Genomic DNA, 12,412 nt, shown 5'->3' on the forward strand with positions numbered 1-12,412 from the left:
GTCCTCTTTACTGATCAGCGACTCAATGAGACGAGACATCACCAGGGTATGACCCGGCTGGTACAGCATCGTGTTTTTGCGAATAACGGGAATGATATGGCTCCAGCTCGTGATGCTGACTCAAGACAAGATTAGCCAGATCAAACAGCGCCTGGCTGGTACCGCGATAACCAAACCAGCAGCGCTGAAAGCCTCCCACCACGTCGTATTGGGGAAAGCCAATCCGGAACAGCGGGATACCCAGTCGCTCGGCACTCTCGGCACCATGACTGTTGGTGAGCAGAAGCTGTGCCCCGGACGCGGCAGCAGCCATTTCCAGGTCTTCCAGATCACCAACTTGCACAGGTACATCGTGCAAGGTTTTCAAGGCCGGTCCCTGAGTCGGTACTACGGCGGTCACTACCTCAGCTCCCATGCCTTGTAGCAGACGCGTGAAACCGGTCAGCATGTCCGGGTCGGAGGCTATCGCCACCCGTGACAGTCCCAGCATAAAATGGGTATCCAGCATGGCATCCTGCAGCTGTTTGCGCTGACGCACCCAGCGTTCAGGTACTGGCCGGCCGCTGAGTTGCGACAAGGTGTGGAACCACTGATCGACGCTTTCCAGCCCCATCAAATGACCAAAACAATGTGTCGGTACTGCCGTGTGTTTTTCCAGCCATTGGGCACAGCTGTGCAAGCTTTCGCCAACAGCCAGTGTGGCCAGACTTTCACCAGCCGTAGCGATATCAGCAACAGTGACCCCACCGGTAGTGACCGGGCTGAAAGGCTCATCGGCCAGATGGCCATCCAGAGAGCCGGACAAATCCGGAATCAATAGCGGCCGTAATCCAAAGCTTTCGATACTCTCGGCGACAAATTCCAGGTCGGTTGGTGACAAATTGGCACCACAAAGGACATTGATCTGTTTGTGACGCAAACCGGCACGCGGTGCCTCGGGGTCGACTTCAGGCACCAGGGTTTGCAGTATCCCTTTAACGGTAAGCGCAAAACCACTTTCAAAAGATCCACTGAAGTCGGGGGTATTCACCGCGGTCACGGCCGTGCCAACAAACTGGGGGTACTGTTTCCGGAATTCCCCGACGGCGCGCTTGATATCAGCTCCCTGGGTTTCTGCCAGGCCGGTTGTCACCAGGCCAATCAATGCGGGGGCACTTTTTTCGCAGATCACTTTTAGCGCTTCGACAATATTGTCGTCGGCCCCCATTACCGAGCTGACCTGATCCATGGCGGTAGTTTGTAGTGGCACCGGCTCGCGAAAGTGGCGCACAAAAAATACCTTGGCAAATGCGGTACAGCCTTGGGAGCCGTGCATCAGCGGCACCGCGCGTGCAACACCCAATACCGCCAGTGCCCCACCAACCGTCTGACTGGTTTTCAGTGGGCTGACCGACAGCGCTTTTTTACGCTTTTTAATCACGCCAGACTGGCCTGGTGCCATCTTGACAATATTATTCATAATCCTGCCCCCGCTTCCTGTACCGATAACAGATCACCCTGGCTGGCAGTAGCTTCCCACGGTGCTGGCCGACGAACCGATTGCCACACCGGGCTTTCTATCGTTAGCGCCAACTGCCGTACCAGCTCCAGCATGCCGTCATAGCCGGCATAGCCAAATTCACGCTCCTGGTTGATATCCAGAAACGGGATACGGGCTTTCAGGGCGGTATACATATTGCGACCACCGGCAATCAGAATATCGGCCTGATAATCCCGCACAGTGGTCAACAGGGCTTTGGGGTTGCCCTCATCCAGCATTTTGACGTCATCCCCCATCAACTCACGGATGCGGGCCTTATCTTCTTCAGTGGATTTTTTGGTACCGGTAGCGACCACTTTCATACCCAGATCCTGCAGTGCTGAAATAACAGACCAGGATTTCACTCCGCCGGTGTAGAGCAGCACACGCTTGCCGTCCAGCCGTTGACGCCAAGGTTCCAGTGCTTTACGGATGCGCTGCTCTTCCCGTTCGATCAGGGCTTCTGTGCGTTGGCTCAAGTCGTCATCACCGATACACCGTGCAAAATCACGCAAGGCCTGTGAGGTATCGGTAATGCCGTAAAAGCTACCTTCAAACCAGGGGGTACCAAAACGTTCCTGAAGCTTGCGCGCCACGTTCAGCATCGCCTTTGAACACACCATCATGTTGACTTCGGCACGATGCATGGTCTGCACTTCATGGAAACGGGCATCACCGGACAAGGTACACAGCACTCGGATACCCAGCTCGTCCAGCAACGGCAAGACGTACCAGAACTCACCGGCAATGTTGTATTCGCCAATCAGATTAACGTCGTGCACCTTGATACCGGGACGCTGTACCGACTCCGGTAATGGTTCAGGCTCACGATGCCCGATCACATATTTGACCATGGCATCACCAGCGATGCGGTTCCCCAGATTCTTGGTGCCGTAAAAACCAGCGGCATCAACAGGAATCACCGGTACTCCCCAACGGGCCTCGGCCGTTTTGCAAACGGCATCGACATCATCACCAATCAGAGCCGGTACACAGGTGTTGTACACAAATACGGCAGGTGGGTTGTAATCTTCGACAGCCTGTTTGATGGAGTGAAACAGACGTTTTTCACCACGTCCCATGATCACGTCCTGCTCGGTCAGATCGGTGGTCATGCCGATGCGATACAGGGTGGGGCCACTGGAACGGGTACCCCGGTTATCCCAGGAGCTACCGGCACACGCGATTGGGCCATGCACCACATGAGCGACATCGGCAATTGGCAGCAGGGCAATCTGGGCACCATCAAATGCACAACCGCCGTCTGTAGCACCGGGCTTGGGCTTGGCACATCCAGACTTTTCCTTCTTGTTGTGTTCACAAGCTGGCTCGTCCATCAACTCGGCAATGTCTTTGGCTTTCATGCTTTGCCCTCATCTGCGCATCGGTGTCTTTAGCGTTCCAAAAAACCAGCTGCAAACCAGAGGCCACCACCTAACTTATTGATTTAAATGGATTAATTAGCAAGCCACGATGTAGCAAACACAACAAGACAAAACGATTGGAGGGGATATGACAATGACAGGCAGGCAACCGTAAGCGTGTCACCGGCGGTAGTCGTTCACCTACCAAGGACATCGGAGCGCCAAAGTAACGTTCTGGGACATGTGCACAGGGGCAGTGTTTCAGAGGCAATGTTTCAGGGCCATGTGATACAAGGTATGGAATTACCATCGTCATCAAACATGGAATCAGGAAGGGATATTACGGTGGATAATAAAAACAATGGGCAGCGAATATATCCGCTGCCCACTTATATCAAGATTCTTTCCAGGATTTTACAGTATCAATACCGTACTCTGCGATCCATTGATCCAACAGACGAGGATTACGTTTGATTTTGTCAACGCTCTCATCAGTGTTTGGATTACGATAAGTACCAACTTCCAGTTTTGGCTTCGCTTGAACCACTTTCTTTTCTCGTTTGCTACCACGCGCTGCAGCACGCTCAAAATGTTTGAGCAGGCTATTGTAGATAGCTAATGGTGATTCCTCGCGAGACATTTCCAGAATCCATTTCTCAATTTGTTCTGAACGGGCAATATATAGCTCAGACTCAGACAAATCATTTTGCTCGCACAAACGCTTGATCTCGACATCGAATGCCTCCAGACCCTTGAGTTTCTTCTCGTGCTCTTTTTTCATCTGCTCAAGTTCAACAATTTTTTGTTGATGCAGCTGAATTTTCTTATCGATATCGTTATCCAGAATGCTCACATTCACCTCGGCTATGGTATGGCAACACATAGAAAATCGCCCGAATGACCCTGAAAATCATAATCTGGCATGTGCATTGGTACATTCTATGTGTTTTGGTTAGTGTTAACGCCAGTATAGACCCGCCACTGTCAGAACTCTACACCGAATATGTAATAAAATATCCTATTTAATCCAGACGACCAGCCTATTTATTTTATTATTAGTTCCCGCTTAGAAAATATCGAATGAGTTTATTGACGCCAGAAAAGTTCCACCCATATTGGCAGATAATACGAGCCGCTGAATTGATCCAACAACAGCAAACCATGCAAACAGCACTTGCCCATCAAAATGATACACATTATCATTTTTCTCCTTGAGCTTCGTTCGGACGGAAAATTCTATGACCATGACACTGGATCAGGTAGGTATGGGTGAACATGTACGAGTAACCGGATTCGCCGCGACAGAAGCCCAGTTCCGCCGCAAACTACTGGCACTGGGTGTTGTTCCTGGCGCCGAGATTGAAGTCCGCCGTGTCGCCCCTCTTGGTGACCCCGTTCAGATCCTGCTTCGTGGCACATCGGTAAGCCTGCGTAAACAAGAGGCGAGCATTCTTTTGGTGGAGAGTATTACGTGAAACCTGCTGTAATCGGCCTGATTGGCAACCCTAACTGCGGTAAAACGACCCTGTTCAACCAGCTGACCGGGGCGCGTCAAAAAGTAGGCAACTGGCCAGGGGTCACGGTTGAACGCAAGGAAGGTATCGTACTGATTCGCGAGCAGTATCAAACGCTGGTTGACCTGCCTGGTACTTACGCACTCGACTGCCAGGATGACGACCTGTCCCTTGATGAACAAATCGCCCGTGATTTTGTCATCGGCGGCGAATCCGATCTGGTTATCAATATTCTTGATGGCTCGAATCTGGAACGTAATCTTTACCTGACGTCCCAATTACTTGATATGGGTGTCCCCATTGTCTGCGCCGTCAATATGCTCGACGTCGCCGAACGGGAAGGCATACATGTCGATACCCAGCAACTCTCGACATTATTGGGCGTACCAGTGGTGCCGATTATTGCATCTACCGGCGATGGTATTGAAGAATTACGCCGTGTAATCGGCCATGCACTCCAGCATGCGGCCGTGCCAACCCCCATGTGGAAAGTCTCTGGTGAGATCCAGACGGCTCTGGATGAGCTGATCGAAGTGTCCGGACAAACCCTGTCAAACCCCCGCTGGATGGCTGCCCAGGCGCTGGAAAGTGATTTTCACGCCAGCGCCAATATCGGAGAAGCCTATCGGGATGCCTTTGTGCAACGGGCGACCGACTGGCGTCAGCGTATTGAAAAGCAACAGGGCCAGCCCATTGATGTCCTGATCGCCAATTCCCGTTTTGAATCTATCCGGCGTTTAACCCACCAGGTCATCAGCCTGCATCACACCGGACAATCCTTAACGGAACGTATCGACAACTGGGTAGTAAACCGTTTTCTTGGTATCCCTTTCTTTCTCGGTGTCATGTATTTGATGTTTACTTTCGCCATTAATTTTGGCGGTGCCTTTATTGACTTTTTTGACATGGCATCCTCTGCCATTTTTGTTGAAGGCAGTCGCTATCTGCTGCATGCCATATCGGCTCCGGAATGGCTTATCACCCTGATCTCCGACGGCCTTGGTGGCGGCATCCAGCTGGTTGCCACCTTTATTCCGATTATCGGCGGCTTATACCTGTTTTTATCCATTATTGAAGACTCAGGCTATATGGCGCGGGCCGCCTTTGTTATGGATCGTCTGATGCGTGCGGTTGGGCTGCCCGGAAAATCGTTTGTACCGCTTATCGTTGGCTTCGGCTGTAACGTGCCATCCGTAATGGCAGCCCGAACAATGGATACCCATAAAGATCGTTTATTGACCATTGCCATGGCTCCCTTTATGTCATGTGGTGCCCGACTGTCGGTATTCGCCCTGTTCGCCGCGGCCTTTTTTGCTGACAACGGTGCCACAATGGTGTTTTCGCTTTATATATTAGGTATCGCCATGGCCCTGATTACCGGGCTGGCCTTGAAGAACACTCTGTTCAAACCGGAATTAACCCCGTTTGTTATGGAACTGCCGGCCTACCATATCCCGACAGCCAAAGGTGTATTGATTAAAACCTGGGAGCGCCTGAAGTCTTTTTCAATGCGAGCCGGTAAAACCATTATTATTGTTGTTACTGTACTGAGCTTTCTCAACTCCATCGGTACGGACGGTTCCTTCGGCAATCAGAATAACGAAAAATCGGTATTGTCTGGCATTGCCCGGGTAGCTACTCCGGTATTGTCGCCCATGGGAGTTCAGCAGGATAACTGGCCTGCAACCGTTGGTATCATTACCGGTATTTTTGCCAAGGAAGCCGTCGTTGGTACGCTGGACGCCCTGTATACCCCGGACATCGAAGAAGATGATCGTCCGTACTATTTACCAGGGTTATTACTGGAATCCCTGCAAACCATTCCTGCCAACCTGGCTGACGTTGCCAACAACCTGCTCGACCCCCTGGGACTGAATCTGATCGGGGCCGACCAGGCTGAAGAACAAGGTGTACACTCCGGTACCTTCAGCGCGATGGAAGTGCTGTTTGGTAGCCAGCTGGCTGCTTTCTCTTATCTGGTCTTTGTCTTGCTGTACACACCTTGTGTTGCCACTCTGGGCGCCATGGTGCGGGAGGCCGGTATCAAGTGGATGCTGTTTGTTGCAGGCTGGAGTACCGGCCTGGCGTACACTGCCGCTGTTCTGGTGTACCAGATTGGTAGCAGCCCCAGCCACCCTCTCAGCTCCGCTCTCTGGTCGCTCGGCTGTTTGGGCTTTATTGCCGGTTGTTTAATGCTGATGCGGCGGCACGGCAAACGCCGCGACGCGCTGTTGATTCCCATTGTCCAAATCAACTGAGCCTGGTTATCTGAATGCTCAGCCGGGTCTGACCCGGCTGAGCAGCTCGCCCAATCCGGCATAGTCCTTGCCGCCCAGACGGCTTAATGGATCCAGGGCTTCAGCATTGATTTGCTGCCTCTGTTTGACGGTCTCCAGCACCGCCTCATCGGCGTAAAGCTGATCTACTTGCAAAAACACCAGATGCTGTGGTCCCGGCCCCAGATCAACTTGTTGCTGGTAATGACAGGCGAAAGCCAGGGGAACATCGGCCAGCCTCGGCAAACCGCCAGCAACAAATCCAGTCACCGCCAACCCCAACTGATCGACCTCACTGTCTCCCAGAGCCAATGTTGCGGAACTGGCATTCACGGCATCCAGATCAGCAACACGGGGAATATGCACCACGCACTCGCCTGTTCTGCGCAAGTTTTCATAGCTGTCTTTTTCCACCCCTGTCGGCTTTTGTCCCATCGAAACCACCAGGGTTGGCGGGTTCGAGCAAACCGGCGCAAAAAAAGAATACGGTGCCAGGTTCAGGCTACCGGAAGGATTGCGGGTCATTACCCAAGCGATAGGACGCGGCAGTATCGCCTGGGTCATTAAAAAATAGCGTTGTGATGCTTCTATCCCGGCAAAATCAATAATCATGTCAGATCCACTCTGGTCGCAGCGATAAGGTAAATACAACAGAACAATGAGCCATAAGCCCGGCAGCAAACCGCTGCCGGACGGGTTTACACCGGCAGAATGGCACCTTGCAACACGTCTGTCACCAAGACCCATACCAGGATTCCTGATATGGTCGCGACTTCTGAATCAGCGTTACTCAGGTACACAGCATGCTGTCATTACAAAGTGTCTTTCCTCTCCTTGCTATCGCCGTCAGCTGGCTGGCCTGGAGCGACCCACAACCGTTACTGGGCTGGAGCGGCGCAGTGATTCCCTTACTGATGTTTATTATGTTTTGTATGGGGCTAACGCTGAGAGTGCAGGATTTCCGCCGTATCTTGCGCAAGCCGGAACCCGTTGCCATGGGGGTCACCCTGCAGTATTTACTGATGCCGCTACTGGGCTGGTTACTGGTGCATCTATTGGCCCTGCCAGCAGAGGTTGCACTGGGAGTGATTCTGGTAGGAGTCTGCGCTGGCGGCACCGCCTCCAATGTCATGACGTACCTGGCCGGTGGTGACGTTGCCCTGTCGGTCAGCATGACACTGCTGTCGACCCTATGGGGAGTAGTGCTCACCCCCTGGTTGCTGGTTTTCTATGCCGCAGAGAGTGTCAGCATCGATATTCTGGCGATTCTGCTCACCATGGCCAAAATCGTTATTTTACCCATTGTCGCCGGGATTGCTGTCAGCCATTACCTGCCGGAACTCCGTCAGGCCGTCAATAAACACCTGGCCAATGCTGCGACCATTGCCATCCTCGCGATTATTGCCATTGTGGTTGCCCTTAATGCCGATGAAATCGCCACCGTAGGCGTCATGACCTTACTGGCGGTGATGCTACACAACCTGCTGGGCACAGCGCTGGGTTATGGACTGGCGCGCTGGCGCGGGTTTACCGAAGTCGAATGCCGCACCATAGCAATCGAGGTCGGCATGCAAAATTCCGGGCTGGGGGCGGCACTGGCACTGCAGTTCTTTACCCCACTGGCTGCTTTGCCCGCCGCTCTGTTCAGCGTTTGGCATAACATCAGTGGTGCCTTGCTGGCGTCGTTCTGGAGCTGGCAGACCCGTCGCCGGATTCGCCAGCTACAATCGGCCAAACGCTGTCACTCCGACTGATAGCGTAAGACCTTGAGCCCTGCCGTTTCATCCACCTCAATAAAGGCGGACGGATTCGGCAAGCGCTCGATATAGCGCCACTCCGGGCATTCATCAGCCACTTGCTGACGCAAGAACGCTTCCCCCAGTTCCGGGGCATTCAGACACAGCAGCAACTCGGCAGAAGGGGCGAGCATTTCCCGCAAACGACGTAATAACCTGGGATAGTCCTTGCGAATATCGACACTGCCTTTCTGGAAGGTCGGAGGATCGGCGATGACCAGATCGTATGGGCCATGTTTTTTCAGGCGTCCGAATGAGCGAAAAATATCCACGCCTTCAAATACCACTCCCCCAAGATCATGACCGTTGAGGCGATGATTCTCTCGGCCAATCGCCAACGCCCGGCGACTCATATCAACATTCACCACTCGCTGCGCCCCTCCGGCGACGGCAGCCACTGAAAAACCGCAGGTATAGGCAAACAGATTCAATACCCGTTTGCCCGCGCTGTGCTCCATGACCCAACGACGGCCATTGGCCATATCCAGAAACAGGCCGGTATTCTGGAACTGGCCAAAACTGAGTTCATAACGCAAGCCATGCTCAGTCACCTCCAGACGGGAAGGCAATTCACCCACCACCGCCTCCATCGGTGCCATAGGACGACAGCGGTACTGTATCCCGATGACTTCGGCCTGGGGCAGAGTGGCGATCAGCCAACGTGACAACTGCTCGATCCAGCCGTCTGCCGGCTCCCGATAGACAGTCACCAGCAGCAGAGGAGCATACCAATCGATATTGATGTGTTCGAAACCGGGTTCACTATGACCCCGGCCATGAAACAAGCGCTGGGCTTCTTTTGATACTGGCAAACGAAAATCAGGAATCATAAAGGCTGTTTTATCCGGATCGATCCATTTAAGCGGTCACGGCAACAAGGCCAAAAGCCTGTCGTGTAACCCCAGAGAGGCAGCGACCAAGGCATGATAAACAAGACATTTCTGCTGCAATTCTGGCAATTATCTTGCTAAAAAGACAATAATCCAAGGCAATTTGAGCCAATCAGATTCCTCTGATAGACAATCTCTCAATTCAGGCTCAATTCATGGCCAACTATTTTGCATCAGTCCTTGGTCAGCAGAACTTACTGAGCTACTATGACGGTGAGCTTGTCGTTTCAAGCTCTATTGGCGAGTGCTCCAAATTCACCCAATGTGTGCAGGATACTGGTCGATATCGGCATTGATTGCTCACCGGATGAACGGCCAGTAGCGCAGTGCCAGCAAAATCGCATTAAATTGGCTTTGGCCAACATCAATTTCAGGAAATACAAATGGCAGATCAAGTTCAGGGCACTGTTAAGTGGTTCAACGATGAGAAAGGATTCGGCTTTATTGAGCAAGAATCTGGTAAAGATGTTTTTGTTCACTACAGTGCTATCAACGGTGCAGGCCGTAAGTCACTGCAGGAAGGCCAAAAAGTGACCATGGAAGTAACCATGGGTCAAAAAGGTCCTCAGGCTGAAAACGTCAACCCTCTGTAACATCCTGGGCCGTTCTACGGCCATGGCCCTGTTATCTGTTTGGTCACCCTTTGTGTTTTCACCAGGCGTGTCACCCTTCAAGATTCGCTGGCCAAAAGTCCGCTGAAGCCTCTGGCTTCAGCAGACCCCTCTTTTCTATCTCGCATACCACGCTCTCCAGCCATTCTCAGTGACGCATTGTCCCCATGATTGACCAAGGCGAACTGTTCGACATTCCCAATCCGTGCCGCGGCATCTGTACGGTGAATAACAAGGGATACTGCAAGGGTTGCCTACGCAGCCGACAGGAACGTTTCCACTGGAATGACTTCACCCATTTTCAAAAACAGCTGATTATCAATCTATGCGAACGCCGCCGTCTGAAATTAACAGCAGGACGAGCACGACCGGTCGATGCAACGCAGCCAGAAGAGACTCCGCAAAAGGATCTGTTTGCCAGCGCCAGCAGCGCGACAAATTTGTATCAGGATGATACACACACAATACCGACTCCCGCCGTAGAGGCTGAGACTCCACCACTGGAGCGCGCCTCCAGAACCACACCGCAGCAAGCCAGTCAGATTGGGCTGTTTGATGGCCAGAAGCCATCTGCTACGGAATAAACAGCACCGGCGCCTTATCTGACCCGGATTCAGCCCGGCAAGCGCAGGGCTTCAAATCGAGCCATCCAGTCCAGAGTCGTCGAGGTTGCCCGACTGGGTCGATACTCCGCCCCAACCCAGCCGTCATAATGACTGTTCTCGATCGCAGCAAATACTTCATCAAATTTGACACGCCCGGTACCAGGCTCCTGCCTGCCAGGCATATCGGCAAACTGAATATGACCAATCTTGTGGCCATGACGACGGATAAAGCCAGCCACATCCACCCCCATACGCGACATATGGTAAATATCGAACTGGGCCTTGATGTTGGGGTGCTTCAGTTCCACCATAATGGCCAGCATTTCCCGCCCGGTGCAGACCAGAAAATCGGGCATATCAAAACGGTTAATCGCTTCAAATGTCGTGGTAATACCAAATGGAGCAAAGCTGTCGGCGGTTACCTGCATATTGCGGAGAAAGGTCGCCATATATTCATCGCGACGCTCAGGATGGCGACAGCGCCCTGGCAACACATTCACGGTAGGAATTTTCAAGGCTCGGGCATACGACAGGCATTCAACAACCGCTGCTGCGTATTCTGCTGTTTTGCCCGGCACACAGGCCAGGCCTTCGCCGCCCTTCAACAGATCGCCAGCCGACACATTGATCAGTACACATTCAAGGTCGTTGTCACTTAACTGGCGCTTGAGATCAGCGATCGGATAGTCATACGGAAACTGGATTTCAACCGCTCGGAAGCCATCCCGACGAGCTGCGGTAAACCGTTTCATAAAGGGTAATTCTGTATATAAAGTGGATAAATTAGCGCTTGTCTTCACCTGACAATATCTCCATATACAAGTGAATCAATGTAGCAGGATCTTGCTCTCCAAACCCTCTACCTGCGTGTTGGCGTAATAATTCAACGCCCAGCCCTGCCATCGGCACGGCGCTACCCAACGACTGCGCCAGATCACTGGCCATATTCATATCCTTGAGTAAAGTGTTGACCCGCCATTTGATATTGTCAAAATCGCGGACTGCCATTTTCGGGCCCGTCAGTTGCAGTGGTGTCGTATCCGCAAAGCCCCCCTGTAAAGCCTGCGGCAATAACGATGTTTGTACGCCGGCCTGCTCTGCCAGGGCAAAAACCTCCGCCATCACCAGCACATTGCAGCTGACCAGCATCTGGTTGCAAATCTTGGCAACCTGCCCGGTACCGGTTGCTCCCATATGGGTCAGTTGCCGCGACAGCACAGCCAGGACAGGCCGCAGTTGATCTATAACGGCTCCATCACCACCGGCCATCATTGCCAATGTGCCCTGCTCGGCACCAGCAACACCACCGGATACCGGAGCATCAACCCAATTCATACCACAGCAAGAGCTGAGTTCTGTGGCCATTTCCCGGGTTGCTTGTGGTGCAATACTGGAAAAATCCACCAACACCTGACCTTGACGTCCGGTGGCAGTCACCCCCTGGGGGCCAAAAACAATATCACGAACGGCACTGGTATTGGTGACACAGACCATTAACACATCACATTGTTGTGTCAGTTCTGCTACCGATGTCGCTTGCTGGGCACCTGCTGCTACCACTGTCGCCATTTTTTCAGGCGTTCGGTTCCAGACCCGTACGGAATAGCCAGCCTGTAGCAGCCGTAACACCATAGGGGTACCCATGAGACCCAGCCCGACAAATCCGATCTTCACTGCCTCATCCTCGAAAAATAACCATCAATACTATCAAAGACTTATCGAGTTTAAACCCGCTTCCAACGGATTATTATCAGCAGACTTGATCTGAAAACAGTGTCGGTCAAAGGACCCTTTTCAACATTCTTGACAGCCGTCGGATCGACCCGCACTCAACAAT

General features: G+C 52.5%; 12 protein-coding genes. 5 read left to right on the forward strand and 7 right to left on the reverse strand.

Going from position 1 to position 12,412, the window contains the following annotated elements:
* Positions 1–22 precede the first annotated feature (22 nt).
* The 3 genes from nifN to Q8W22_RS08475 all read right to left on the reverse strand — a co-directional run bounded on the left by nifN (position 23) and on the right by Q8W22_RS08475 (position 3,736).
* On the reverse strand, positions 23–1,459 hold the full coding sequence (nifN, locus tag Q8W22_RS08465; RefSeq protein ID WP_305452067.1) for a nitrogenase iron-molybdenum cofactor biosynthesis protein NifN: 1,437 nt from the start codon (positions 1,457–1,459) through the stop codon (positions 23–25).
* Positions 1,456–2,883: a nitrogenase iron-molybdenum cofactor biosynthesis protein NifE gene (gene nifE / locus Q8W22_RS08470; protein ID WP_305452069.1), complete on the reverse strand. Its 1,428-nt coding sequence runs from the start codon at positions 2,881–2,883 to the stop codon at positions 1,456–1,458. Before nifE ends, nifN begins: the two co-directional genes overlap by 4 nt.
* 394 nt (positions 2,884–3,277) lie before the next feature.
* Entirely contained in the window at positions 3,278–3,736 is a 459-nt protein-coding gene (locus tag Q8W22_RS08475) for a hypothetical protein (protein WP_303433649.1), read from the reverse strand.
* Positions 3,737–4,121: 385 nt separating this feature from the next.
* On the opposite strand from Q8W22_RS08475, the gene Q8W22_RS08480 reads away from it, so the two are divergent.
* Entirely contained in the window at positions 4,122–4,358 is a 237-nt protein-coding gene (locus Q8W22_RS08480) for a FeoA family protein (RefSeq protein WP_303433646.1), read from the forward strand.
* Complete coding sequence (feoB, locus tag Q8W22_RS08485) at positions 4,355–6,655, forward strand: Fe(2+) transporter permease subunit FeoB (protein ID WP_305452071.1); 2,301 nt, start codon at positions 4,355–4,357, stop codon at positions 6,653–6,655. Before Q8W22_RS08480 ends, feoB begins: the two co-directional genes overlap by 4 nt.
* Before the next feature lie 18 nt (positions 6,656–6,673).
* On the opposite strand, the gene Q8W22_RS08490 is transcribed toward feoB, so the two are convergent.
* Positions 6,674–7,285, reverse strand: coding sequence for a flavin reductase family protein (locus Q8W22_RS08490; RefSeq protein ID WP_303433643.1), 612 nt, complete (start codon positions 7,283–7,285; stop codon positions 6,674–6,676).
* 191 nt (positions 7,286–7,476) lie between these two features.
* On the opposite strand from Q8W22_RS08490, the gene Q8W22_RS08495 reads away from it, so the two are divergent.
* Positions 7,477–8,427, forward strand: coding sequence for a bile acid:sodium symporter family protein (locus Q8W22_RS08495; RefSeq protein WP_305452072.1), 951 nt, complete (start codon positions 7,477–7,479; stop codon positions 8,425–8,427).
* Here the strand turns inward: Q8W22_RS08495 and Q8W22_RS08500 are convergent.
* Positions 8,415–9,299: a class I SAM-dependent methyltransferase gene (locus tag Q8W22_RS08500; protein WP_305415614.1), complete on the reverse strand. Its 885-nt coding sequence runs from the start codon at positions 9,297–9,299 to the stop codon at positions 8,415–8,417. The genes Q8W22_RS08495 and Q8W22_RS08500 overlap by 13 nt on opposite strands.
* A gap of 443 nt (positions 9,300–9,742) precedes the next feature.
* Here Q8W22_RS08500 and Q8W22_RS08505 point away from each other — a divergent pair, with 443 nt between their 5' ends.
* Together Q8W22_RS08505 and Q8W22_RS16670 are read left to right on the forward strand one after the other, a co-directional pair.
* Positions 9,743–9,952, forward strand: coding sequence for a cold-shock protein (locus Q8W22_RS08505; protein ID WP_303433637.1), 210 nt, complete (start codon positions 9,743–9,745; stop codon positions 9,950–9,952).
* A gap of 185 nt (positions 9,953–10,137) precedes the next feature.
* The gene (locus Q8W22_RS16670) at positions 10,138–10,554 is read left to right on the forward strand and encodes a DUF1289 domain-containing protein (RefSeq protein WP_368501384.1); all 417 of its coding nucleotides are present in this window, start codon (positions 10,138–10,140) and stop codon (positions 10,552–10,554) included.
* Positions 10,555–10,583: 29 nt separating this feature from the next.
* Here Q8W22_RS16670 and Q8W22_RS08515 read toward each other — a convergent pair whose 3' ends face one another.
* Positions 10,584–11,327 (reverse strand): hydroxypyruvate isomerase family protein, encoded by a 744-nt coding sequence (locus tag Q8W22_RS08515; protein WP_303433635.1) that lies wholly within the window; start codon positions 11,325–11,327, stop codon positions 10,584–10,586.
* 31 nt (positions 11,328–11,358) lie between these two features.
* Positions 11,359–12,249 (reverse strand): NAD(P)-dependent oxidoreductase, encoded by an 891-nt coding sequence (locus tag Q8W22_RS08520; protein ID WP_305415613.1) that lies wholly within the window; start codon positions 12,247–12,249, stop codon positions 11,359–11,361.
* Between the last annotated feature and the right edge of the window lie 163 nt (positions 12,250–12,412).

The organism is Oceanobacter sp. 1_MG-2023 (genome assembly GCF_030689025.1).
Taxonomy (GTDB): domain Bacteria; phylum Pseudomonadota; class Gammaproteobacteria; order Pseudomonadales; family Oceanobacteraceae; genus Oceanobacter.

Bases quoted from the DNA above. Each gene is read 5' to 3' on its own strand.
- nifN (WP_305452067.1), bottom strand. From the start codon at position 1,459: ATGAATAATATTGTCAAGATGGCACCAGGCCAGTCTGGCGTGATTAAA.
- nifE (WP_305452069.1), bottom strand. From the start codon at position 2,883: ATGAAAGCCAAAGACATTGCCGAGTTGATGGACGAGCCAGCTTGTGAA.
- Q8W22_RS08480 (WP_303433646.1), top strand. From the start codon at position 4,122: ATGACCATGACACTGGATCAGGTAGGTATGGGTGAACATGTACGAGTA.
- Q8W22_RS08490 (WP_303433643.1), bottom strand. From the start codon at position 7,285: ATGATTATTGATTTTGCCGGGATAGAAGCATCACAACGCTATTTTTTA.
- Q8W22_RS08495 (WP_305452072.1), top strand. From the start codon at position 7,477: ATGCTGTCATTACAAAGTGTCTTTCCTCTCCTTGCTATCGCCGTCAGC.
- Q8W22_RS08500 (WP_305415614.1), bottom strand. From the start codon at position 9,299: ATGATTCCTGATTTTCGTTTGCCAGTATCAAAAGAAGCCCAGCGCTTG.
- Q8W22_RS08505 (WP_303433637.1), top strand. From the start codon at position 9,743: ATGGCAGATCAAGTTCAGGGCACTGTTAAGTGGTTCAACGATGAGAAA.
- Q8W22_RS16670 (WP_368501384.1), top strand. From the start codon at position 10,138: ATGATTGACCAAGGCGAACTGTTCGACATTCCCAATCCGTGCCGCGGC.
- Q8W22_RS08515 (WP_303433635.1), bottom strand. From the start codon at position 11,327: ATGAAACGGTTTACCGCAGCTCGTCGGGATGGCTTCCGAGCGGTTGAA.